The 20,382-nt window shown below is 66.8% G+C and carries 33 protein-coding genes; 32 read left to right on the top strand and 1 reads right to left on the bottom strand.

Annotation, left to right across the window (positions count from 1 at the left end; translation table 11 throughout):
• Positions 1–2: 2 nt before the first annotated feature.
• The 32 genes from tuf to rplQ all read left to right on the top strand — a co-directional run bounded on the left by tuf (position 3) and on the right by rplQ (position 18,971).
• Entirely contained in the window at positions 3–1,196 is a 1,194-nt protein-coding gene (gene tuf, locus AC3B5L_RS13765; RefSeq protein WP_025102410.1) for an elongation factor Tu, read from the top strand.
• A gap of 148 nt (positions 1,197–1,344) precedes the next feature.
• Positions 1,345–1,557 carry a hypothetical protein gene (locus AC3B5L_RS13760; protein WP_062632875.1) on the top strand — a complete coding sequence of 71 codons (213 nt, stop codon included), beginning with the start codon at positions 1,345–1,347 and terminating at the stop codon, positions 1,555–1,557.
• 861 nt (positions 1,558–2,418) lie between these two features.
• Complete coding sequence (gene rpsJ, locus AC3B5L_RS13755) at positions 2,419–2,727, top strand: 30S ribosomal protein S10 (protein ID WP_017201594.1); 309 nt, start codon at positions 2,419–2,421, stop codon at positions 2,725–2,727.
• Between the two features lie 8 nt (positions 2,728–2,735).
• The gene (rplC, locus tag AC3B5L_RS13750) at positions 2,736–3,395 is read left to right on the top strand and encodes a 50S ribosomal protein L3 (RefSeq protein WP_025102408.1); all 660 of its coding nucleotides are present in this window, start codon (positions 2,736–2,738) and stop codon (positions 3,393–3,395) included.
• Positions 3,396–3,397: 2 nt separating this feature from the next.
• Complete coding sequence (gene rplD, locus AC3B5L_RS13745; protein ID WP_187662253.1) at positions 3,398–4,060, top strand: 50S ribosomal protein L4; 663 nt, start codon at positions 3,398–3,400, stop codon at positions 4,058–4,060.
• Entirely contained in the window at positions 4,057–4,380 is a 324-nt protein-coding gene (gene rplW, locus AC3B5L_RS13740) for a 50S ribosomal protein L23 (RefSeq protein ID WP_025102406.1), read from the top strand. Before rplD ends, rplW begins: the two co-directional genes overlap by 4 nt.
• Positions 4,381–4,401: 21 nt before the next feature.
• Positions 4,402–5,241 (top strand): 50S ribosomal protein L2, encoded by an 840-nt coding sequence (rplB, locus tag AC3B5L_RS13735; RefSeq protein ID WP_025102405.1) that lies wholly within the window; start codon positions 4,402–4,404, stop codon positions 5,239–5,241.
• Between the two features lie 12 nt (positions 5,242–5,253).
• Positions 5,254–5,535 carry a 30S ribosomal protein S19 gene (rpsS, locus tag AC3B5L_RS13730; RefSeq protein WP_017201589.1) on the top strand — a complete coding sequence of 94 codons (282 nt, stop codon included), beginning with the start codon at positions 5,254–5,256 and terminating at the stop codon, positions 5,533–5,535.
• Positions 5,536–5,560: 25 nt separating this feature from the next.
• Positions 5,561–5,959: a 50S ribosomal protein L22 gene (gene rplV, locus AC3B5L_RS13725; protein WP_060927232.1), complete on the top strand. Its 399-nt coding sequence runs from the start codon at positions 5,561–5,563 to the stop codon at positions 5,957–5,959.
• The gene (gene rpsC, locus AC3B5L_RS13720; RefSeq protein ID WP_025102403.1) at positions 5,959–6,711 is read left to right on the top strand and encodes a 30S ribosomal protein S3; all 753 of its coding nucleotides are present in this window, start codon (positions 5,959–5,961) and stop codon (positions 6,709–6,711) included. The genes rplV and rpsC overlap by 1 nt, the downstream gene beginning before the upstream one ends.
• Positions 6,711–7,130: a 50S ribosomal protein L16 gene (gene rplP, locus AC3B5L_RS13715; protein WP_187662252.1), complete on the top strand. Its 420-nt coding sequence runs from the start codon at positions 6,711–6,713 to the stop codon at positions 7,128–7,130. Before rpsC ends, rplP begins: the two co-directional genes overlap by 1 nt.
• The gene (rpmC, locus tag AC3B5L_RS13710; protein ID WP_025102401.1) at positions 7,130–7,447 is read left to right on the top strand and encodes a 50S ribosomal protein L29; all 318 of its coding nucleotides are present in this window, start codon (positions 7,130–7,132) and stop codon (positions 7,445–7,447) included. Before rplP ends, rpmC begins: the two co-directional genes overlap by 1 nt.
• Positions 7,447–7,779, top strand: coding sequence for a 30S ribosomal protein S17 (gene rpsQ, locus AC3B5L_RS13705; RefSeq protein WP_021201120.1), 333 nt, complete (start codon positions 7,447–7,449; stop codon positions 7,777–7,779). The genes rpmC and rpsQ overlap by 1 nt, the downstream gene beginning before the upstream one ends.
• Positions 7,776–8,144, top strand: a complete 369-nt coding sequence (gene rplN / locus AC3B5L_RS13700; RefSeq protein WP_025102399.1) for a 50S ribosomal protein L14 — start codon at positions 7,776–7,778, stop codon at positions 8,142–8,144. Before rpsQ ends, rplN begins: the two co-directional genes overlap by 4 nt.
• Before the next feature lie 2 nt (positions 8,145–8,146).
• On the top strand, positions 8,147–8,506 hold the full coding sequence (gene rplX, locus AC3B5L_RS13695; RefSeq protein WP_490095872.1) for a 50S ribosomal protein L24: 360 nt from the start codon (positions 8,147–8,149) through the stop codon (positions 8,504–8,506).
• Positions 8,506–9,096, top strand: coding sequence for a 50S ribosomal protein L5 (rplE, locus tag AC3B5L_RS13690; protein ID WP_187662250.1), 591 nt, complete (start codon positions 8,506–8,508; stop codon positions 9,094–9,096). The genes rplX and rplE overlap by 1 nt, the downstream gene beginning before the upstream one ends.
• Positions 9,097–9,229: 133 nt before the next feature.
• On the top strand, positions 9,230–9,628 hold the full coding sequence (gene rpsH, locus AC3B5L_RS13685; RefSeq protein ID WP_025102396.1) for a 30S ribosomal protein S8: 399 nt from the start codon (positions 9,230–9,232) through the stop codon (positions 9,626–9,628).
• Between the two features lie 6 nt (positions 9,629–9,634).
• Positions 9,635–10,171, top strand: a complete 537-nt coding sequence (gene rplF / locus AC3B5L_RS13680) for a 50S ribosomal protein L6 (protein WP_187662249.1) — start codon at positions 9,635–9,637, stop codon at positions 10,169–10,171.
• Between the two features lie 2 nt (positions 10,172–10,173).
• Positions 10,174–10,533 carry a 50S ribosomal protein L18 gene (rplR, locus tag AC3B5L_RS13675; RefSeq protein ID WP_187662248.1) on the top strand — a complete coding sequence of 120 codons (360 nt, stop codon included), beginning with the start codon at positions 10,174–10,176 and terminating at the stop codon, positions 10,531–10,533.
• 20 nt (positions 10,534–10,553) lie between these two features.
• Positions 10,554–11,228: a 30S ribosomal protein S5 gene (gene rpsE / locus AC3B5L_RS13670; RefSeq protein ID WP_269474805.1), complete on the top strand. Its 675-nt coding sequence runs from the start codon at positions 10,554–10,556 to the stop codon at positions 11,226–11,228.
• Entirely contained in the window at positions 11,228–11,413 is a 186-nt protein-coding gene (gene rpmD / locus AC3B5L_RS13665) for a 50S ribosomal protein L30 (RefSeq protein WP_017201575.1), read from the top strand. Before rpsE ends, rpmD begins: the two co-directional genes overlap by 1 nt.
• Positions 11,413–12,030 (top strand): 50S ribosomal protein L15, encoded by a 618-nt coding sequence (rplO, locus tag AC3B5L_RS13660; RefSeq protein WP_259954467.1) that lies wholly within the window; start codon positions 11,413–11,415, stop codon positions 12,028–12,030. Before rpmD ends, rplO begins: the two co-directional genes overlap by 1 nt.
• 153 nt (positions 12,031–12,183) lie before the next feature.
• Positions 12,184–13,506 carry a preprotein translocase subunit SecY gene (secY, locus tag AC3B5L_RS13655; RefSeq protein WP_187662246.1) on the top strand — a complete coding sequence of 441 codons (1,323 nt, stop codon included), beginning with the start codon at positions 12,184–12,186 and terminating at the stop codon, positions 13,504–13,506.
• Positions 13,503–14,147, top strand: a complete 645-nt coding sequence (locus AC3B5L_RS13650; protein ID WP_187662245.1) for an adenylate kinase — start codon at positions 13,503–13,505, stop codon at positions 14,145–14,147. Before secY ends, AC3B5L_RS13650 begins: the two co-directional genes overlap by 4 nt.
• 1 nt (position 14,148) lies before the next feature.
• Positions 14,149–15,000 carry a type I methionyl aminopeptidase gene (gene map / locus AC3B5L_RS13645; RefSeq protein ID WP_187662244.1) on the top strand — a complete coding sequence of 284 codons (852 nt, stop codon included), beginning with the start codon at positions 14,149–14,151 and terminating at the stop codon, positions 14,998–15,000.
• The gene (locus tag AC3B5L_RS13640) at positions 15,000–15,671 is read left to right on the top strand and encodes a DsbA family protein (RefSeq protein WP_187662243.1); all 672 of its coding nucleotides are present in this window, start codon (positions 15,000–15,002) and stop codon (positions 15,669–15,671) included. Before map ends, AC3B5L_RS13640 begins: the two co-directional genes overlap by 1 nt.
• A gap of 173 nt (positions 15,672–15,844) precedes the next feature.
• Positions 15,845–16,066, top strand: coding sequence for a translation initiation factor IF-1 (infA, locus tag AC3B5L_RS13635; RefSeq protein ID WP_017201569.1), 222 nt, complete (start codon positions 15,845–15,847; stop codon positions 16,064–16,066).
• Between the two features lie 64 nt (positions 16,067–16,130).
• Entirely contained in the window at positions 16,131–16,247 is a 117-nt protein-coding gene (gene rpmJ / locus AC3B5L_RS13630; protein ID WP_005050492.1) for a 50S ribosomal protein L36, read from the top strand.
• A gap of 193 nt (positions 16,248–16,440) precedes the next feature.
• A complete protein-coding gene (rpsM, locus tag AC3B5L_RS13625) occupies positions 16,441–16,815 on the top strand; it encodes a 30S ribosomal protein S13 (protein WP_187662242.1) in 375 nt (124 codons plus the stop codon).
• 30 nt (positions 16,816–16,845) lie between these two features.
• Entirely contained in the window at positions 16,846–17,244 is a 399-nt protein-coding gene (rpsK, locus tag AC3B5L_RS13620) for a 30S ribosomal protein S11 (protein WP_017829189.1), read from the top strand.
• A gap of 130 nt (positions 17,245–17,374) precedes the next feature.
• Positions 17,375–18,364: a DNA-directed RNA polymerase subunit alpha gene (locus AC3B5L_RS13615; RefSeq protein ID WP_025102386.1), complete on the top strand. Its 990-nt coding sequence runs from the start codon at positions 17,375–17,377 to the stop codon at positions 18,362–18,364.
• Positions 18,365–18,398: 34 nt separating this feature from the next.
• A complete protein-coding gene (gene rplQ / locus AC3B5L_RS13610; protein WP_187662241.1) occupies positions 18,399–18,971 on the top strand; it encodes a 50S ribosomal protein L17 in 573 nt (190 codons plus the stop codon).
• Between the two features lie 55 nt (positions 18,972–19,026).
• On the opposite strand, the gene AC3B5L_RS13605 is transcribed toward rplQ, so the two are convergent.
• Positions 19,027–20,247: a PAS domain-containing protein gene (locus AC3B5L_RS13605; RefSeq protein WP_490095871.1), complete on the bottom strand. Its 1,221-nt coding sequence runs from the start codon at positions 20,245–20,247 to the stop codon at positions 19,027–19,029.
• Positions 20,248–20,382: the final 135 nt, after the last annotated feature.

The following is a 20,382-nucleotide window of genomic DNA, read 5'->3' as shown; positions in this document are numbered from 1 at the left end:
CAGTGGCTAAGGCCAAGTTCGAGCGGACCAAGCCGCACGTCAACATCGGAACGATCGGTCACGTCGACCACGGCAAGACCACGCTCTCCGCAGCGATCTCGAAGGTGCTTGCCGACAAGTACCCGTCCGACACGAACGTGCAGCGCGACTTCGCTTCCATCGACTCGGCGCCGGAAGAGCGCCAGCGCGGTATCACGATCAACATCTCGCACATCGAGTATGAGACCCCGAAGCGCCACTACGCACACGTTGACGCCCCCGGCCACGCCGACTACGTCAAGAACATGATCACGGGTGCGGCGCAGATGGACGGCGCGATCCTCGTCGTCGCGGCCACCGACGGCCCGATGGCGCAGACGCGCGAGCACGTTCTGCTCGCCAAGCAGGTCGGCGTCCCCTACCTGCTCGTCGCGCTGAACAAGTCCGACGCGGTCGACGACGAGGAGATCCTGGAGCTCGTCGAGCTCGAGGTCCGCGAGCTGCTCTCGAGCCAGGGCTTCGACGGCGACAACGCTCCCGTCGTCCGTGTCTCCGCTCTCAAGGCCCTCGAGGGCGACGAGAAGTGGGTCGACGCGATCCTCGAGCTCATGCAGGCTGTCGACGACAGCGTTCCGGACCCGGAGCGTGACCGCGACAAGCCGTTCCTCATGCCCGTCGAGGACGTCTTCACGATCACCGGTCGTGGCACCGTCGTCACGGGTCGCGCCGAGCGTGGCACCCTGGCCATCAACTCCGAGGTCGAGATCGTGGGTCTGCGCCCGACGCAGAAGACGACCGTCACCGGTATCGAGATGTTCCACAAGCAGCTCGACGAGGCATGGGCCGGCGAGAACTGTGGTCTGCTCCTCCGCGGCACCAAGCGCGAGGACGTGGAGCGCGGTCAGGTCATCGTGAAGCCGGGTTCGGTCACGCCGCACACCAACTTCGAGGGCACGGCCTACATCCTGTCCAAGGACGAGGGTGGCCGCCACAACCCCTTCTACACGAACTACCGTCCGCAGTTCTACTTCCGCACCACGGACGTCACCGGCGTCATCTCGCTGCCCGAGGGCACCGAGATGGTCATGCCCGGCGACACCACCGACATGACGGTCGAGCTGATCCAGCCGATCGCCATGGAGGAGGGCCTCGGCTTCGCCATCCGTGAGGGTGGTCGTACGGTCGGCGCCGGTACGGTGACGAAGATCATCAAGTAAGCATCCGCTTCCTCGCAGAGGGGTCGAGCCTTCGGGCTCGGCCCCTCTGTCGTTTTCCGCATCGAGGGTTCCGTCGCTCGGCTCTGCCCTGCACAATGAGGTGGTCCGGCGGGATCGCCGGACGCACACACCTCCGAAGGGGATTCACATGGGTATCGAGGACGCCGTCAACAAGGGCAAGGACCTGTACGAGCAGAACAAGGACAAGCTCGCCGAAGCGGTCAAGAGCGAGCAGGCCGAGGACATCAGCGACAAGGTCCTCGACGGCGTCGCCGACTTCGCGAAGAAGATCGCACCCGGCGCCGCCGACAAGATCGACGAGATCCGCGAGAGCGCTGACAAGAGCATCGGCAACGAGTAGAGCCGGACGTCTCCGCGAAGAGCGGCGGTCCCCGCACCCGGGACCGCCGCTCTTCCGCGTCGGGGAGAAGCGCGGCGCCCTCGGATGTGGCGGATTCTCCGAGGGATCGAGTAGGATCGTCTCGACCGCCTGGGGATCTTGCGGTCGGGGCGCCGAAGGGGTTCGGCTCCCGAATCACGCGGGTCTTCCGCGTTCACACTGGGGAAAGCGATCTTGGGGATCATCGTGCGACGCGCGCACTCCGTGCGCCTGAGCGTCTCCCCGCCTGCGCGGCGGGTCTTCCGCCGTGCCCTCGGTCGAGGCGTCCGGCGTCCCTTCACGCCGGATTCCTCGCGTTCGGTGTGCCCCCTCGCACCGGACGCCCTCCCCAAGCGGGGCGAGGCATGGGGATGCCTCGCCCCGCGCTCCTCTGCGCGCTGAGCTCCCGCGGCGACGAGGTTCGCTGGGAGTCCGGTGAGCGCGACACGCCCGGGTTTGCAGAAGTGAAATCCGCCGTGGCAGAATAGACAGGTTCGATATTCCGTCGCCGCTGTGCGTGCGCCGGATCACTGCCAGGGCAGTGCATAGACGGCGCCTCCTCCGGGAGGCTGCAGGGTTCTAGGCCGCGGGTAGCAGAACACAATCCCGACACCTTCATCATCGAGGGCACTGCCGTGCGCGGCGGGGGTCGGGCATCCGTTCACCTTCGGGTGGGCGGCTGACAGCAGAACAGTGGTGCAGCCTCTTCGACAGGCTCCCGGGCCGCGAGGTCGAGGAGTCCGAGAAGACGAGTGCCGAGGCGCGAACAGCGCCGACGTGCGTCCAATGCCCCAGGGCCACCCGGTCCAGGACGGTAAGACGCTGAAAGAGAGAGAGCAGACAATGGCGGGACAGAAGATCCGCATTCGCCTGAAGTCGTATGACCACGAGGTCATCGACACGTCCGCACGCAAGATCGTCGACACCGTGACCCGTGCGGGCGCGACCGTCGTCGGCCCCGTGCCCCTTCCGACCGAGAAGAACGTCGTGTGCGTCATCCGGTCGCCCCACAAGTACAAGGACAGCCGCGAGCACTTCGAGATGCGCACCCACAAGCGTCTGATCGACATCGTCGACCCGACGCCCAAGGCCGTCGACTCGCTGATGCGTCTCGACCTGCCGGCTGACGTCAACATCGAGATCAAGCTCTGAGGTCCGCCATGGTTGACATCAACTCCAAGGTTTCCAAGGGCATGCTCGGCACCAAGCTCGGCATGACCCAGGTCTGGAACGAGAACGGCAAGCTCGTTCCCGTCACCGTCATCGAGCTCGCCCCGAACGTGGTCACCCAGATCCGTACCCCCGAGAAGGACGGCTACAACGCCGTGCAGATCGCGTACGGCCAGATCGACCCCCGCAAGGTGAACAAGCCCCTCTCGGCTCACTTCGAGGCTGCCGGCGTCACGCCGCGTCGCCACGTGACCGAGGTCCGCACGGCCGACGCCGCCGACTACACCCTGGGCCAGGAGCTCACGGTGGACGGCACGTTCGAGGCCGGCCAGCTCGTCGACGTCGTCGGCACGAGCAAGGGCAAGGGCACCGCCGGTGTCATGAAGCGCCACAACTTCAAGGGCGTCTCGGCATCGCACGGTGCACACCGCAACCACCGCAAGCCCGGCTCCATCGGCGCATCGTCGACCCCGAGCCGCGTCTTCAAGGGCATGCGCATGGCCGGCCGTATGGGTGGCGAGCGCGTGACCGTCCTCAACCTCACGGTGCACGCCATCGACATCGAGAAGGGACTCATGCTCGTCAAGGGCGCCGTCCCCGGTGCTCGCGGCCGCATCGTCTACGTCCGCAACGCAGTGAAGGGTGCCTGATCATGGCTGACTCCACTCTCGCGCTCGACGTCCTCAAGGCAGACGGCAAGAAGGCAGGCTCCGTCGAGCTTCCCGCCGCTCTGTTCGACGTCAAGACGAACATCCCGCTCATCCACCAGGTCGTCGTCGCGCAGCTCGCGGCGGCTCGCCAGGGCACGCACTCGACCAAGCGTCGTGGTGAGGTCTCCGGTGCCGGCCGCAAGCCCTTCAAGCAGAAGGGCACGGGTAACGCCCGTCAGGGCTCGATCCGCGCGCCGCACATGACCGGCGGTGGCATCGTGCACGGCCCGAAGCCGCGCGACTACTCGCAGCGCACCCCCAAGAAGATGATCGCGGCCGCCCTGCTGGGCGCGCTCAGCGACCGCTTCCGCGGCGACCGCCTGCACGCGATCGACACGTTCGGCACCGACGGCGCGCCGTCGACCAAGGCTGCTGCGGGCTTCCTCGCCCAGGTCGCCACGTCGAAGAACGTCCTCGTGGTCATCGAGCGCGGCGACGAGCTCGCGCTCAAGAGCCTGCGCAACCTCGGCAACGTGCACCTGCTGTCGTACGACCAGCTCAACGCCTACGACGTGCTCGTCTCCGACGACATCGTCTTCACCCAGGCCGCGCTCGAGGGCTTCATCGCCTCCAAGTCCGGCGCCAACCAGGAGGTCTCCGCATGAGCGAGCAGGCATCTGTTCTCCAGACGGCCCTGAACAAGGACCCGCGCGACATCATCCTGAAGCCGGTCGTGTCCGAGAAGAGCTACGGCCTGATCGACGAGGGCAAGTACACGTTCCTCGTCGACCCGCGCGCTTCGAAGACCGAGATCAAGCTCGCCATCGAGAAGATCTTCGGCGTCAAGGTCGCGTCCGTCAACACGATCAACCGCGTCGGCAAGGCCCGTCGCACCCGCTTCGGCACCGGTAAGCGCAAGGACACCAAGCGCGCCATCGTGAGCCTGAAGTCGGGCACCATCGACATCTTCACGGCAATCGGCTGATCCGGGGGATAAAGGACAATCATGGCTATTCGCAAGTACAAGCCCACGACCCCGGGCCGTCGCGGCTCGTCGGTGGCTGACTTCGCCGAGATCACCCGATCGACGCCGGAGAAGTCGCTGCTGCGCCCGATCTCGAAGACCGGTGGTCGCAACAACCAGGGCCGCATCACGACCCGTCACATCGGTGGAGGCCACAAGCGCCAGTACCGCGTCATCGACTTCCGTCGCAATGACAAGGACGGCGTGAACGCCAAGGTCGCTCACATCGAGTACGACCCCAACCGCACCGCGCGCATCGCGCTGCTGCACTACTTCGACGGCGAGAAGCGCTACATCCTCGCGCCGGCGAAGCTGAAGCAGGGCGACATCGTCGAGTCGGGCCCCGCGGCGGACATCAAGCCGGGAAACAACCTCCCGCTGAAGAACATCCCGACGGGTACCGTCATCCACGCCATCGAGCTCCGCCCCGGCGGCGGCGCGAAGATGGCGCGCTCGGCCGGTGCATCGGTCCGCCTCGTCGCCAAGGACGGCCCCTACGCCCAGCTGCGTCTGCCCTCCGGTGAGATCCGCAACGTCGATGCGCGCTGCCGCGCGACCATCGGCGAGGTCGGCAACGCCGAGCAGTCGAACATCAACTGGGGCAAGGCCGGCCGCATGCGCTGGAAGGGCGTCCGCCCGACCGTCCGCGGTGTCGCGATGAACCCGGTCGACCACCCGCACGGTGGTGGTGAGGGCAAGACGTCCGGTGGACGTCACCCCGTCTCCCCGTGGGGTCAGGCCGAGGGCCGCACCCGCCACGCCAACAAGGAAAGCGACAAGTACATCGTGCGTCGTCGCAACGCCGGCAAGAAGCGCAAGTAGGAGTAAGAGAAGATGCCTCGCAGTCTCAAGAAGGGCCCCTTCGTCGACGAGCACCTGCTTCGCAAGGTGGTCGTGCAGAACGAAGCCGGCACGAAGAACGTCATCAAGACCTGGTCCCGCCGGTCCATGATCATCCCGGCCATGCTGGGTCACACGATCGCGGTCCACGACGGTCGCAAGCACATCCCCGTGTTTGTCTCCGAGACCATGGTCGGTCACAAGCTGGGCGAGTTCGCGCCCACCCGCACCTTCCGCGGCCACGAGAAGGACGACAAGAAGGGCCGCCGCCGCTGACGCGGTGGCGATAGAGGAGAGAGAAATGGTGGAGTCCATCGCACGCGTGCGACACATCCGCGTGACCCCTCAGAAGGCTCGTCGTGTCGTCGCGCTCATCAAGGGCAAGCAGGCCCAGGAGGCTCTGGCGATCCTGAAGTTCGCTCAGCAGTCCGCCAGTGAGCCGATCTACAAGCTTGTCGCGTCGGCCATGGCCAACGCGCAGGTCAAGGCGGATCGTGACGGCGAGTACCTCGACGAGCAGGACCTGTACGTGGCTAACGCCTACGTCGACGAGGGCACGACGCTCAAGCGTTTCCAGCCCCGTGCACAGGGTCGCGCTTTCCAGATCAAGAAGCGCACGAGCCACATCACGGTCGTGCTCTCGACGCCGGAGGCGGCTCCTGCCGCGGCCGGCGACAGCAACAAGAAGGCGAGCAAGTAATGGGACAGAAGGTCAACCCGTACGGCTTCCGCCTCGGCATCACCACGGACCACGTGTCGCGCTGGTTCTCCGACTCGACGAAGCCGGGTCAGCGTTACGCCGACTACGTGGCCGAGGACATCAAGATCCGTCGCCTGCTGCAGACGCAGCTCGACCGTGCCGGCGTCTCGAACATCGAGATCGAGCGCACCCGTGACCGCGTCCGCGTCGACATCCACACCGCCCGTCCGGGCATCGTGATCGGTCGTCGTGGTGCAGAGGCCGAGCGCATCCGCGGCGACCTCGAGAAGCTCACGGGCAAGCAGATCCAGCTGAACATCCTCGAGGTCAAGAACCCCGAGGCCGACGCTCAGCTGGTCGCCCAGGGCATCGCCGAGCAGCTCTCGGCTCGTGTGGCGTTCCGCCGCGCGATGCGCAAGGGTCTGCAGGGCGCGCAGCGCGCCGGCGCCAAGGGCATCCGCATCCAGGTCTCGGGCCGTCTCGGCGGCGCGGAGATGAGCCGGTCGGAGTTCTACCGCGAGGGTCGTGTGCCGCTGCACACGCTGCGCGCGAACATCGACTACGGCTTCTACGAGGCCAAGACCACCTTCGGCCGCATCGGCGTGAAGGTGTGGATCTACAAGGGCGACCTCACCGCCAAGGAGCTCGCGCGCGAGCAGGCCAACGCGCCGAAGTCGCGCCGTGACGACCGTGGTGACCGCCGCCGTGCCCCGCGCAACGAGGCACCTGTTGCAGAAGGAGCGTCGGCATAATGCTCATCCCCCGTAAGGTCAAGTACCGCAAGCAGCACCACCCGGGGCGCTCGGGTCAGGCCACCGGCGGCACGAAGGTCTCCTTCGGCGAGTACGGTATCCAGGCCCTCACCCCCGCGTACGTGACGAACCGTCAGATCGAGTCCGCTCGTATCGCGATGACCCGTCACATCAAGCGTGGCGGCAAGGTGTGGATCAACATCTACCCGGACCGTCCGCTCACGAAGAAGCCGGCCGAGACCCGCATGGGTTCCGGTAAGGGTTCCCCCGAGTGGTGGGTCGCCAACGTCAAGCCGGGCCGCGTCCTCTTCGAGGTCGCGGGTGTCGACGAGCAGCTCGCTCGCGAGGCACTGACCCGTGCAATCCACAAGCTGCCGCTCAAGGCACGCATCATCAAGCGCGAGGAGGGCGACGCGTAATGGCGATCGGCACCAAGGAGCTCGCTCCGGCAGAGCTCGACACGTTCGAAGACCAGCGCCTCGTTGAGGAGCTGCGCAAGGCCAAGGAGGAGCTGTTCAACCTCCGTTTCCAGTCGGCCACCGGCCAGCTGGAGAGCCACGGCCGCATCCGCGCCGTCAAGCGCGACATCGCGCGCCTCTACACGGTGATCCGCGAGCGCGAGCTGGGCATCCGTGCGACGCCCGCTCCGGTCGAGGCTCCCGCGAAGAAGGCGACCAAGTCGAAGGCGAAGAAGGCGGACGCCGCCGAGGACGCCCCGAAGGAAGAGGCTGAGTGATGGCCACCAAGAAGGAAGCGACTGTGGAGACGCAGGCCGCAGGACACGAGTCGTCCGAGCACGACGTCCGCGACTCCGCTGCCCGCGGCTACCGCAAGGCCCGCCGTGGCTATGTCGTCAGCGACAAGATGGACAAGACGATCGTCGTCGAGGTCGAGGACCGCGTGAAGCACCCGCTTTACGGCAAGGTCATCCGCCGGACGTCGAAGGTCAAGGCGCACGATGAGGCGAACTCCGCCGGCATCGGCGACCTGGTCCTGATCAACGAGACCCGCCCGCTGAGCGCCACCAAGCGCTGGCGTCTGGTGGAGATTCTGGAGAAGGCCAAGTGATTCAGCAGGAGTCCCGCCTCAAGGTCGCCGACAACACCGGCGCCAAGGAGCTGCTCACGATCCGCGTCCTCGGTGGCTCGCGCCGCCGCTACGCCGGTCTGGGCGACACCATCGTCGCGACCGTCAAGGACGCGATCCCCGGTGGCAACGTCAAGAAGGGCGACGTCGTCAAGGCGGTCATCGTCCGCACCAAGAAGGAGACCCGTCGTCCCGACGGCTCCTACATCAAGTTCGACGAGAACGCCGCCGTCATCCTGAAGAACGACGGGGAGCCCCGCGGCACCCGTATCTTCGGGCCGGTCGGCCGTGAGCTTCGCGACAAGAAGTTCATGAAGATCGTCTCGCTGGCACCGGAGGTCATCTGATCATGGCGAAGATCAAGAAGGGCGACCTGGTTCAGGTCATCTCGGGCGCCAAGCCCGAGCGTGGTGGCGACCGCGGCAAGCAGGGCAAGGTCCTCGACGTCCTCGTCGGGCAGAACCGTGTCGTCGTCGAAGGCGTCAACTACGTCACCAAGCACACGCGCGTCGGTCAGACGCAGCGTGGCACCAAGACGGGTGGCCTCGAGACCATCGAGGCGCCCATCCACATCTCGAACGTCGCACTCGTCGACCCCTCGACCAAGAAGCCGACCAAGGTCGGCCACCGGGTCGAGGAGCAGACCAAGGACGGCGTGAAGCGCACCGTCCGCGTGCGCTTCGCGAAGAAGAGCGGTAAGGACCTCTGATGGCAACGACCGACGCTGCGGTGGCTGGCAAGATCCAGCCCCGCCTGAAGGCGAAGTACAACGCCGAGATCAAGAAGGCTCTGCAGGACGAGTTCGGCTACGAGAACGTCATGCAGATCCCCGGCCTGGTCAAGGTCGTCGTGAACACCGGTGTCGGCGAGGCTGCTCGCGACAGCAAGGTGATCGATGGGGCGGTCGACGACCTCACCAAGATCACCGGCCAGAAGCCGATCGTCACCAAGGCCCGCAAGTCCATCGCGCAGTTCAAGCTGCGTGAGGGCCAGGCCATCGGCGCGCACGTCACCCTCCGTGGCGACCGTGCGTGGGAGTTCGTGGACCGCCTGGTGTCGCTCGCGCTGCCCCGCATCCGCGACTTCCGCGGTCTGTCGGGCAAGCAGTTCGACGGCAACGGCAACTACACCTTCGGTCTCCAGGAGCAGAGCGTGTTCCACGAGATCGATCAGGACAAGATCGACCGCGTCCGTGGTTTCGACATCACTGTCGTGACCTCGGCGAAGACGGACGACGAGGGACGCGCGCTGCTGCGTCACCTCGGCTTCCCGTTCCGCGCGGACGACGCCCAGGCGTGACCCTTCGACGGGCTCAGTGGTCTCCGTGTCACTGAGCCCGTCGATGTGCACGTACAATTGAAGATTGCGTGCTCATCGCAGGCCGTCTGTCGTGTAACGGCAGCCGGAACCTCATGATCGAAAGTAGACAACAATGACAATGACAGACCCGGTCGCAGACATGCTGACCCGTCTGCGCAACGCGAACTCGGCGCACCACGACACCGTGACGCTGCCGTCGAGCAAGCTCAAGACGCACATCGCAGAGATCCTCCAGCAGGAGGGCTACATCGCCGGTTGGGAGACCTCCGACGCTCGCGTGGGCAAGAACCTCACGCTGACGCTGAAGTACGGTCCGAACCGCGAGCGCTCGATCGCGGGCATCAAGCGCGTGTCGAAGCCCGGCCTGCGCGTGTACGCGAAGTCGACCGAGATCCCCACGGTCCTCGGCGGCCTCGGCGTGGCCATCCTGTCCACCTCCTCCGGTCTCCTCACGGACCGCCAGGCTGAGCAGAAGGGCGTGGGCGGAGAAGTTCTCGCCTACGTGTGGTAATCCGAAATGTCGCGTATTGGACGACTTCCCATCGACGTTCCCGCGGGCGTGACCGTTTCGGTCGACGGCCGTGAGGTCGCGGTGAAGGGCCCCAAGGGTGAGCTCACCCTCACGGTGGCCAGCCCCATCGAGGTGTCGGTCGAGGAGAACCAGGTTCTCGTCACCCGCCCCGACGACGAGCGCGAGTCCCGGTCTCTCCACGGCCTGACCCGCACGCTCATCAACAACAACATCATCGGCGTGACCCAGGGCTACACCAAGGGTCTCGAGGTCGTCGGCACCGGTTACCGCGTGCAGCAGAAGGGGAACTCGGTCGAGTTCGCCCTCGGCTTCTCGCACCCGGTCCTGATCGACCCGCCCGCCGGCATCACGCTCACGGTCGAGGGCACGAACAAGCTCACCGTCAGCGGGATCGACAAGCAGGCCGTCGGTGAGGCGGCTGCGAACATCCGCAAGATCCGCAAGCCCGAACCGTACAAGGGCAAGGGTGTGCGCTACGCCGGCGAGAACGTGCGTCGCAAGGCCGGAAAGAGTGGTAAGTAACCATGGCTCTCAAGTCAAAGTCTGACGCCCGCGCGCGTCGTCACGCCCGTCTTCGCAAGAAGATCGTGGGCACCGAGGTGCGTCCGCGCCTCGTCGTCAACCGTTCGGCGCGTCACGTCTTCGTGCAGCTCGTCGACGACAGCAAGGGCCACACGGTCGCCTCGGCCTCGACGCTCGAGACCGACCTGCGTTCGCTGGATGGCGACAAGACCGCCAAGGCTCGCAAGGTCGGCGAGCTCCTCGCCGAGCGCGCGAAGGCCGCAGGCGTTTCCGAGGCAGTGTTCGACCGTGGCGGCAACCGCTACGCGGGTCGTGTCGCCGCCATCGCCGACGGCGCCCGTGAAGGGGGTCTGGCACTGTGAGTGACAACAAGGAGAACGAAGTGACCGAAGCGGCTGCTGCCACTTCCGAGACGGCCGCCGGCACCACGCAGGCTGAGCCCTCTCGCGACCAGCGGGACGGCCGCCGCGGCGGACGTGACCGTAACCAGGGCGGCCGCGACCGCAACTCGCGCGACCGCGGCGACAACCAGTTCCTGGAGCGCGTCGTCACCATCAACCGCGTCTCGAAGGTCGTGAAGGGTGGTCGTCGCTTCAGCTTCACCGCTCTCGTGGTCGTCGGTGACGGCAACGGTCTGGTGGGCGTCGGCTACGGCAAGGCCCGTGAGGTCCCCCTGGCGATCTCGAAGGGTGTCGAAGAGGCCAAGCGCAACTTCTTCCGCGTCCCGCGCGTCGGCAGCACCATCCCGCACCCCGTGCAGGGTGAGTCGGCCGCCGGTGTGGTGCTCCTGCGCCCCGCCGCCGCCGGTACCGGTGTCATCGCCGGTGGTCCGGTCCGCGCCGTGCTCGAGTGCGCCGGCATCCACGACGTGCTGTCCAAGTCGCTCGGCTCGTCGAACACGATCAACATCGTGCACGCGACGGTCACCGCCCTGAAGGAGCTCGAGGAGCCCCGCGCCGTCGCCGCACGCCGTGGTCTCGAGTTCGACCAGGTCGCCCCGGCCCGGCTCGTCCGCGCCGAGGCCGAGGCCATCGCCGCACAGAAGGTAGGTGCCTGATGGCCGCGCGACTCAAGGTCACGCAGATCAAGTCCAAGGTGAGCGAGAAGCAGAACCAGCGCGACACGCTGCGCAGCCTCGGTCTCAAGCGGATCGGTGACACCACCGTCCGCCCCGACGACGCGCAGACGCGCGGCTACGTCAAGACCGTCGCCCACCTCGTCAAGGTTGAGGAGATCGACTAATGGCTGAGAAGAACGAGGCCGTCGAGGCCGAGAAGGCCACCAAGAAGGCGGCGGCTCCCAAGGCCGACGCTGCCAAGAAGCCCGCCGCGAAGAAGGCACCGGCCAAGACCAGTGCCGCCGACGCCAAGGCTGACGGCTCCGCGAAGGCTGCGCCGAAGAAGGACGCCCCGGCGTCCCGCCCCGGTGTGCTGAAGGTCCACCACCTGCGTCCCGTCCCCGGGTCCAACACCGCGAAGACCCGTGTCGGTCGCGGTGAGGGCTCGAAGGGCAAGACGGCCGGTCGCGGCACGAAGGGCACCAAGGCCCGCAACACCGTGCGCGTCGGCTTCGAGGGTGGCCAGATGCCGCTGCACATGCGCACGCCGAAGCTGCGTGGCTTCAAGAACCCGTTCCGCGTCGAGTACCAGGTCGTGAACCTGGAGAAGCTCGCGGAGCTCTACCCCCAGGGTGGCGACGTCACCGTCAGCGACCTGGTCGCCAAGGGTGCGGTTCGCAAGAACGAGAAGGTCAAGGTTCTCGGCAACGGCGACATCGCCGTGAAGCTCACCGTCGCGGTCGACAAGGTCTCGGGTTCTGCCGAGCAGAAGATCGTGGCTGCGGGCGGATCCGTCAAGTAACCACTGAGGAAGAGGGGTCGGAGATTCTCCGGCCCCTCTTCTGGTTCGGCGGGGGAGAAGCCGACCGCACGCATTCCCCCGGCCTCGGAGTGGGTTACCCTGGTGTTTCAGCCGCCCCTCGGGGGTTCGGCCACCTTTTCAGGAGGAACGTTCTTGTTTAGCGCCATCGCGCGGATCTTCCGCACGCCCGACCTGCGTCGGAAGATCGGTTTCACTCTCGCGATCATCGCGATCTACCGCCTCGGCTCGAACGTCCCCGCGCCGTTCGTCAACTTCCCGAACGTCGAGCAGTGTCTCGCGGCCAACGCCGGCACCGAGGGTCTGCTCGGACTCGTCAACCTCTTCTCCGGAGGCGCGCTGCTGCAGCTGTCGATCTTCGCGCTCGGCGTCATGCCGTACATCACCGCGACGATCATCACCCAGCTCCTGCGCGTCGTCATCCCGCACTTCGAGGCGCTGCACAAGGAAGGCCAGGCCGGGCAGGCCAAGCTGACCCAGTACACGCGGTACCTCACTATCGCCCTCGCGCTCCTGCAGTCCACGACGCTCGTCACCGTGGCCCGCACCGGCCAGCTCTTCGGTACGACCGACATCGGCGCGTGTACCCAGCTCCTCACGAACGACGTCTGGTGGGCGCAGGTGCTCATCATCATGGCGATGACGGCCGGTACCGGTCTGATCATGTGGTTCGCCGAACTCGTCACCGAGCGCGGCATCGGCAACGGCATGTCGCTGCTGATCTTCACCTCGATCGCCGCGACGTTCCCCGGCGCGATGTCGATCATCTGGCAGACCCGGGGCTTCGAGGTCTTCCTCCTCGTGCTGCTCGTCGGCATCATCGTGATGGGACTCGTGGTGTTCGTCGAGCAGTCGCAGCGGCGCATCCCCGTGCAGTACGCGAAGCGCATGGTGGGCCGTCGCACCTACGGCGGCACGAACACGTACATCCCGATCAAGGTGAACATGGCCGGTGTGATCCCCGTCATCTTCGCCTCGTCGCTGCTGTACATCCCCGCGCTCATCGCCCAGTTCAACACCCCGCAGGACGGCTCCACCCCGCCCGCGTGGGTCAGCTGGGTCAGCGCGAACTTCACCACCGGCAACAGCCCGATCTACATGGCGGCATACTTCCTGCTGATCATCGGGTTCACCTACTTCTACGTCGCGATCACGTTCAACCCGGTCGAGGTCGCCGACAACATGAAGAAGTACGGCGGCTTCATCCCCGGGATCCGGGCCGGCCGTCCGACCGCGGAGTACCTGGACTACGTGCTCACCCGCATCACGCTCCCCGGTTCCCTCTACCTGGGCCTGATCGCCCTGATCCCGCTCATCGCGCTCGCGACGGTCGGTGCCAACCAGAACTTCCCGTTCGGTGGCGCGTCGATCCTCATCATCGTCGGCGTGGGTCTCGAGACGGTCAAGCAGATCGACGCCCAGCTGCAGCAGCGACACTACGAAGGACTTCTCCGATGACAGTGCCCCACCTGGTCCCTGAGCCCGTCGAAGGGCACCGACCCACTGCCCGTTTGCTCATCGTCGGCCCCCAGGGTTCCGGCAAGGGCACCCAGGGTGTGCGCATCGCCGAGTCCTACGGCATCCCGGTCGTCTCGACCGGCGACATCTTCCGCGCGAACATCAAGGAGGGGACGCCGCTCGGCCAGCAGGTCACCGCGATCCTCGACAAGGGCGACCTGGTGCCGGACGAGCTGACCAGCGAGATCGTGCGCGACCGGCTGAGCCAGGAGGACGCGGAGAACGGCTTCCTCCTCGACGGCTACCCCCGCAACACCGCGCAGGTGGCGCACCTCGATGCGTTCCTCGAAGGACGCGGCGAGGCGCTGGACGCGGTGATCCTCCTCGACGTCCCGCGGGAGGAGAGCATCGCCCGCCTCGCCCTTCGCGCTGCGGAGCAGGGGCGTTCCGACGACACCGACGAAGCCATCGCGCACCGACTCGACATCTACGAGAAGGAGACGGCGCCGATCATCGAGGTCTACAGCAGCCGCGGCATCGTCGACCGCATCGACGGTGTGGGCTCGCTCGAGGAGATCACGGAGCGCATCGCCGCCGCTCTGGCCGCTCGCGGGCTGCGTTCCCCCGCCTCCGCCGCCTGAGATGTTCCGCCGCTCGATCTACAAGACCCCGGCTCAGCTACGAGCCATGGTCGAACCCGGCCTCATCACCGCCGAGGCCCTGGACGCCGTCCGCGCCCTCATCAAGCCGGGGGTGAAGACGATCGAGCTCGACGCCGCCGCGAACCGCGCCATCCTGCAGCGGGGTGCGGAGTCGAACTTCCAGCTCGTCAAGGGCTATCACCACACGATCTGCGTCTCGGTCAACGAGCAGGTCGTGCACGGCATCCCGGGGGAGCGGGTCCTCCAGCCCGGCGACATCGTCTCGGTCGACTGCGGAGCCCAGTTCGAGGGCTGGAACGGCGACAGCGCGATCACCGTCGTCGTCCCGGATCCCGAACACCCTGAGCTCGTGGCCCGCCGTGAGGAGCTCTCGCGTGTGACGGAGGGGTCGATGTGGGCGGGGATCGCCGCGATGGCCTCGGCGTCCTCGATCGACGAGATCGGCGCCGCGATCCAGGACTACATCGAGGCGCAGGGGCCGTCCGCCGTGAGCGGCGAGCCCTACGGCATCCTCCGCGAGTACGTCGGTCACGGCATCGGTCGGAAGATGCACGAGGCGCCCAGCGTCTTCAACTACCGGACACCAGACCGCGGCGCGGACGTGAAGCCAGGACTCGTGCTCGCCATCGAGCCGATGGTCACCGCCGGGGGTGAGGCGACGTTCGTGGAGGACGACGACTGGACGGTCACCACGGTCGACGGCACCGACGGCTCACATTGGGAACATAGCGTCGCCCTGCATGATGGGGGCATCTGGGTGCTCACCGCGCCCGATGGTGGAAGAGCCGGACTCGCCCCGTTCGGGGTCGAGCCTCGAGAGATCGGAAAGTAATGGCAGCGGCGAAGAGCAACACCAACTGGTTCGCGATCGGCGTCTCCATCGCCGTCGTCGTGGTCCTGGTGGCCCTCGGCGGACTCGTGGTGTTCCTCAACAACCAGGCGACGTCTCCCGGCGCCACCCCGTCCGCCAGCGACAACTTCGACGCCGAGGCCGGCTCCGTCTCCATGGGCGACGGCGACACGACCGTGTCGGTCTTCCTCGACTTCCAGTGCCCGGTCTGCAAGTCCTTCGAGGACCAGTTCGGTGCGGCGCTCGAGGCGAAGGCCCAGAGCGGGGAGATCACGCTCGAGCAGCACCCCATCGCGATCCTCGACCGCTTCTCGCAGGGCACCGAGTTCTCCTCCCGTTCGGCCGGCGCGGCGTTCTGCGTCGCCGAGTCGGACTCCGACCTGTACTTCGACTACGCCAAGGTCCTGTTCGAGAACCAGCCGGCGGAGAACACCCCCGGCCTGACGAACGAACAGCTCGCCGAGTTCGCCACCCAGGTCGGCGCGGGCGACGACGTCGTGTCCTGCATCACGGACGAGACGTACCGCAAGTTCGGCGCCGCACAGGCGAAGAGCAACGACATCCAGGGCACGCCGACCGTCGAGATCGACGGAGAGCGCCTCGACCTGCAGAACCAGGAAGACATGAAGCGGTTCACCGACCTGCTCGGCTGACACCCGCCCATCCGCTCGACGCCCCGTCCGGCCAAGTTGCCGGATGGGGCATCGTCGGATAACATAGATCTTTGGTGCCTTGTGCCATGCGTTCGGCGTGTCCGATCCGGCCCGGTACCGCACACCACCCACCCACCGCAGATCGACCGATCTGCAGAAGCGTCAGCGAGGCTATGGCTAAGAAAGACGGTGTCATCGAGATCGAGGGCGTGATCTCCGAGGCTCTCCCCAACGCGATGTTCCGCGTTGAGCTCAGCAACGGACACAAGGTCCTGGCAACGATCTCCGGAAAGATGCGGCAGAACTACATCCGCATCATCCCCGAGGACCGTGTGGTCGTGGAGCTCAGCCCCTACGACCTGACCCGCGGCCGCATCGTCTACCGCTACCGCTGATCGGTCGAGAAGTAACACCCCAGGCTCCGCGCCTGCCCGGTGAAGACAGCGAACAGGAAACATCATGAAGGTCAACCCCAGCGTCAAGCCGATCTGCGACCACTGCAAGGTGATCCGCCGCCACGGCCGCGTCATGGTGATCTGCAAGAGCAACCCGCGTCACAAGCAGCGCCAGGGCTGAGCGCCCCCGCTGCGTGAGCGCCGCTCTCGCAATCTCATAACTCAATACGAAACGGCAGGATCAGACGCTTCGATCCTTCGACAGGCTCAGGAACCCAGGTTCCCGCCTGTCGGACGACGCGGAGCTGACACCTCGGGGCGGAGGCCCGGGCACCGATCCTGCTCCACACCTCCACAACACCCAGGAGAACCGCATGGCACGTCTTGCCGGCGTTGACATCCCGCGCGACAAGCGCGTGGTGATCGCCCTTACCTACATCTACGGCGTCGGCCGTACCCGCTCCGTCGAGATCCTCAAGGCGACCGACATCGACGAGAGCATCCGCGTGAAGGACCTCAGCGACGACCAGCTCGTCGCCCTCCGCGACTACATCGAAGGCAACTACAAGGTGGAGGGTGACCTGCGCCGCGAGGTCGCCGCAGACATCCGCCGCAAGGTCGAGATCGGCTCCTACGAGGGCATCCGCCACCGTCGTGGTCTCCCGGTCCGCGGTCAGCGCACCAAGACCAACGCCCGTACCCGCAAGGGCCCGAAGCGCACCGTCGCCGGCAAGAAGAAGGCCCGCTAAGCAGCGGCCAGGGACTAGGAGAACACTTTCATGGCTGCACCCAAGGCCGCCGCGCGCAAGCCGCGCCGCAAGGAAAAGAAGAACATCGCGCTGGGCCAGGCCCACATCAAGTCGACGTTCAACAACACCATCGTTTCGATCACCGACCCGTCCGGCGCCGTCATCGCCTGGGCCTCGTCGGGTGGCGTGGGCTTCAAGGGCTCCCGCAAGTCGACCCCGTACGCCGCCGGCATGGCAGCGGAGTCCGCTGCCCGCCAGGCTGCGGAGCACGGCGTGAAGAAGGTCGACGTCCTCGTGAAGGGTCCGGGCTCCGGCCGCGAGACCGCGATCCGCTCGCTGCAGGCCGCCGGCCTCGAGGTGGGTTCGATCCAGGACGTTACCCCGCAGGCGCACAACGGCTGCCGTCCGCCGAAGCGCCGCCGCGTCTGATGCGTGTGCCGAGCCGCTCGTCCTTCGGGTCGAGCGGCTCGGCGCCCCGCGTGGGGCATCGACTTCCACAACTCAAGACCTCACCCCACCACATGTCATATAGCGGGCATGTGATCGAAAGGAACACAGAGTGCTTATTGCACAGCGTCCCACACTGACCGAGGAAAAGATCGTCGAGAACCGGAGCCGGTTCATCATCGAGCCTCTGGAGCCCGGCTTCGGCTACACGATCGGCAACGCGCTGCGCCGCAGCCTGCTGTCGTCGATCCCCGGTGCCGCTGTCACCAGCGTCCGCATCGACGGTGTGCTGCACGAGTTCAGCACGATCCCCGGCGTGAAGGAGGATGTCACCGAGATCATCCTCAACATCAAGCAGCTGGTCGTCTCCAGCGAGCGCGACGAGCCCATCACCGCGTACCTCCGCAAGACCGGTGCCGGTGAAGTGACCGCCGCCGACATCTCGGCTCCGGCCGGTGTCGAGGTGCACAACCCCGAGCTCGTCATCGCGACGCTGAACGACACCGCCAAGTTCGAGCTCGAGCTCACCATCGAGCGCGGCCGTGGCTACGTCTCCGCGACGCAGAACCGCAACGAGTACGCCGAGGCCGGTCAGATCCCGATCGACTCGATCTACTCGCCCGTGCTCAAGGTCAGCTACCGCGTCGACGCCACCCGTGCCGGTGAGCGCACCGACTTCGACAAGCTCATCCTCGACGTCGAGACCAAGTCGGCGATCAGCCCGCGCGACGCCGTCGCCTCGGCTGCCAAGACGCTCACCGAGCTGTTCGGTCTCGCCCGCGAGCTGAACGTCGAGGCCGAGGGCATCGAGATCGGCCCGGCGCCGGTGGAGGCTGTGAACTCCAGCGAGCTGTCGATGCCGATCGAGGACCTCGACCTGTCGGTCCGCTCGTACAACTGCCTGAAGCGTGAGGGCATCAACACCGTTTCTGAGCTCGTCGCCCTGTCGGAGACGCAGCTCATGAACATCCGCAATTTCGGCCAGAAGTCGGTCGACGAGGTGCGCGACAAGCTCATCTCGCTCGGTCTGTCGCTCAAGGATTCGGTGCCCGGTTTCGACGGCGCCCACTTCTACGGCGGCAGCGAAGACGAGTCCTTCTGATACCCGACCCTTTCTGACCAGGAGTTAGACGATTATGCCCAAGCCCACCAAGGGTCCCCGCCTCGGAGGCGGCCCCGCCCACGAGCGCCTGCTGCTTGCCAACCTCGCCGCTGCGCTGTACACCCACAAGTCGATCAAGACGACCGAGACGAAGGCCAAGCGCCTGCGTCCGCTCGCCGAGCGCCTCATCACCTTCGCCAAGCGCGGCGACCTGCACGCCCGCCGTCGCGTGCTGTCGGTCATCGGTGACAAGGAAGTCGTGCACGTCCTGTTCAACGAGATCGCTCCGCTCGTCGCGGACCGCGAGGGTGGCTACACGCGCATCACCAAGGTCGGCAACCGCAAGGGCGACAACGCTCCCATGGCCGTGATCGAGCTCGTCCTCGAGCCCGTCACCCCGAAGGCGAAGTCGACCAAGAAGGCCGCCGCGGCTCCGAAGGACGAGAAGCCCGCCGCCGAGGAGGCTCCCGCCGAGGAGACCGTCGAGGCTCCCGCGGACGAGACCCCTGCCGACGACACGGCTGCCGAGGCCGGCGCCGAGTCGCAGGCCGAGGGCGAGGCCGCTGAGGCCGCCGCCGAGGACGCTGTCGAGAAGAAGTCCGAGTAAGGACCTCTCTCCCCACGAAGCCCGCCGCCCCTTCCGGGGTGGCGGGCTTCGTCGTTCATCGAGGGGCGGTGATCCGGTAGCGTGCCCCCGGCCGTCCCTTCGTGGAGTAGTCCAGCGAGCGCACCGCCTGTCCGGTCGCCGCGAGGTGCTCCAGGTAGCGGCGGGCACTGACGCGGGAGATGGCCAGGTCGTCGCCGATCTCGGTCGCCGAGGCGTCGGGCCGGGCCACGAGGGCCGCAGAGACCCGCTCCAGCGTCTCCGCGCTCAGACCCTTCGGGAGGCCGTAGCGCTCCCGGAAGGCGATGATGGCGTCGGCCGCCTCGACCCGGCGAACGACGTCGTGCAGCTCGGTGTGGTCGCGGAGCAGGAGCGTCGCCCCCACATCGGCGGAGCCGTTCCCGGACGCCGTGCTCCGGGCGACGAGCACATGCGAGCCGACGATCACAGGGCGTCCCGCGGCCTCGCCCTCGCGGAGCACCGTGGCGAGCTCGGTGCCGAGGACCTCGTCCGCGGGAGCGCCGTCGAGGTCGGCGGCATCGCGACCGAGGAATCGTGCGGCCGCATCGTTGACCAGGGTGATCCGCCCGGCCCCGTCCACCGTCACGACGCCTTCGCTCAGCCCGTGCAGGGTCGTCTCCTGGTTCTTGACGAGCGCCGCGATCTGGTGCGGCTCGAGACGGTAGATGCGGCGACGGATGAACGACGTCACCCACGCGGCGCCGAAGACCCCGAGCACCGCCGCAGCGAGCATGGCGGAGATGAGTCCCACGAGGTTGCTGGTGAACTCCTCGTTCAGCTCCGACTCCAGGATGCCGACCGAGGCTGTGCCGATCACCGCGCCGTCCTCGTCGCGGACGGGCACCTTCACCCGCCACGACGTCCCGAGCGTGCCGGTCTGCGTGCCCACGAAGATCTCCCCGCCCAGCGGGATCGACGGGTCGGTGGACACCCGCTCCCCGATGCGGTCGGTGTTCGGATGCGAGTATCGGATGCCCTCGTCGTTGGCGACCACCACGTAGGCGAGGTCGGAGGCCTCGCGGATGACCTCGGCGACCGGCTGGATGGCGGCGGCCGGATCCTCGTCGTCGAAGGCGTCGAGGACGACGGGGAGCGCGGCGACGGACTGGGCGACCGCCTGCATGCGGTCCTTGTAGGCCTCGCGGAGCGCGTTCTCCTGGAACGCTCCGGCGGCGATGCCGGTGCCGAGGGTCACCAGGAACACGATCAGCGCCTGCAGCGCGAGCAGCTGCACGCGGAGCGTCATCTTCGAGGCCACGGTCCCATTCTCCCGGCTGGGTTCCCGGGCCGCGAGCCGCCGGCAGAGGTGTTCGCGACCAATAGTTACGGAACGCGACCAATGGTTTCCGAAGGTTGAGCGTGCGCATCTGCGCCTCGACAGTGGACGGATTGC

It is taken from the genome of Microbacterium sp. C-MGS6 (assembly GCF_058140415.1).
This window is presented reverse-complemented; position numbering and strand designations above follow the sequence as displayed.

Coding starts and splice junctions, on each gene's coding strand:
- AC3B5L_RS13760 (WP_062632875.1), top strand. CDS start 1,345: ATGGGTATCGAGGACGCCGTCAACAAGGGCAAGGACCTGTACGAGCAG.
- rpsJ (WP_017201594.1), top strand. CDS start 2,419: ATGGCGGGACAGAAGATCCGCATTCGCCTGAAGTCGTATGACCACGAG.
- rplC (WP_025102408.1), top strand. CDS start 2,736: ATGGTTGACATCAACTCCAAGGTTTCCAAGGGCATGCTCGGCACCAAG.
- rplD (WP_187662253.1), top strand. CDS start 3,398: ATGGCTGACTCCACTCTCGCGCTCGACGTCCTCAAGGCAGACGGCAAG.
- rplW (WP_025102406.1), top strand. CDS start 4,057: ATGAGCGAGCAGGCATCTGTTCTCCAGACGGCCCTGAACAAGGACCCG.
- rplB (WP_025102405.1), top strand. CDS start 4,402: ATGGCTATTCGCAAGTACAAGCCCACGACCCCGGGCCGTCGCGGCTCG.
- rpsS (WP_017201589.1), top strand. CDS start 5,254: ATGCCTCGCAGTCTCAAGAAGGGCCCCTTCGTCGACGAGCACCTGCTT.
- rplV (WP_060927232.1), top strand. CDS start 5,561: ATGGTGGAGTCCATCGCACGCGTGCGACACATCCGCGTGACCCCTCAG.
- rpsC (WP_025102403.1), top strand. CDS start 5,959: ATGGGACAGAAGGTCAACCCGTACGGCTTCCGCCTCGGCATCACCACG.
- rplP (WP_187662252.1), top strand. CDS start 6,711: ATGCTCATCCCCCGTAAGGTCAAGTACCGCAAGCAGCACCACCCGGGG.
- rpmC (WP_025102401.1), top strand. CDS start 7,130: ATGGCGATCGGCACCAAGGAGCTCGCTCCGGCAGAGCTCGACACGTTC.
- rpsQ (WP_021201120.1), top strand. CDS start 7,447: ATGGCCACCAAGAAGGAAGCGACTGTGGAGACGCAGGCCGCAGGACAC.
- rplX (WP_490095872.1), top strand. CDS start 8,147: ATGGCGAAGATCAAGAAGGGCGACCTGGTTCAGGTCATCTCGGGCGCC.
- rplE (WP_187662250.1), top strand. CDS start 8,506: ATGGCAACGACCGACGCTGCGGTGGCTGGCAAGATCCAGCCCCGCCTG.
- rpsH (WP_025102396.1), top strand. CDS start 9,230: ATGACAATGACAGACCCGGTCGCAGACATGCTGACCCGTCTGCGCAAC.
- rplF (WP_187662249.1), top strand. CDS start 9,635: ATGTCGCGTATTGGACGACTTCCCATCGACGTTCCCGCGGGCGTGACC.
- rplR (WP_187662248.1), top strand. CDS start 10,174: ATGGCTCTCAAGTCAAAGTCTGACGCCCGCGCGCGTCGTCACGCCCGT.
- rpmD (WP_017201575.1), top strand. CDS start 11,228: ATGGCCGCGCGACTCAAGGTCACGCAGATCAAGTCCAAGGTGAGCGAG.
- rplO (WP_259954467.1), top strand. CDS start 11,413: ATGGCTGAGAAGAACGAGGCCGTCGAGGCCGAGAAGGCCACCAAGAAG.
- AC3B5L_RS13650 (WP_187662245.1), top strand. CDS start 13,503: ATGACAGTGCCCCACCTGGTCCCTGAGCCCGTCGAAGGGCACCGACCC.
- map (WP_187662244.1), top strand. CDS start 14,149: ATGTTCCGCCGCTCGATCTACAAGACCCCGGCTCAGCTACGAGCCATG.
- AC3B5L_RS13640 (WP_187662243.1), top strand. CDS start 15,000: ATGGCAGCGGCGAAGAGCAACACCAACTGGTTCGCGATCGGCGTCTCC.
- infA (WP_017201569.1), top strand. CDS start 15,845: ATGGCTAAGAAAGACGGTGTCATCGAGATCGAGGGCGTGATCTCCGAG.
- rpmJ (WP_005050492.1), top strand. CDS start 16,131: ATGAAGGTCAACCCCAGCGTCAAGCCGATCTGCGACCACTGCAAGGTG.
- rpsM (WP_187662242.1), top strand. CDS start 16,441: ATGGCACGTCTTGCCGGCGTTGACATCCCGCGCGACAAGCGCGTGGTG.
- rpsK (WP_017829189.1), top strand. CDS start 16,846: ATGGCTGCACCCAAGGCCGCCGCGCGCAAGCCGCGCCGCAAGGAAAAG.
- rplQ (WP_187662241.1), top strand. CDS start 18,399: ATGCCCAAGCCCACCAAGGGTCCCCGCCTCGGAGGCGGCCCCGCCCAC.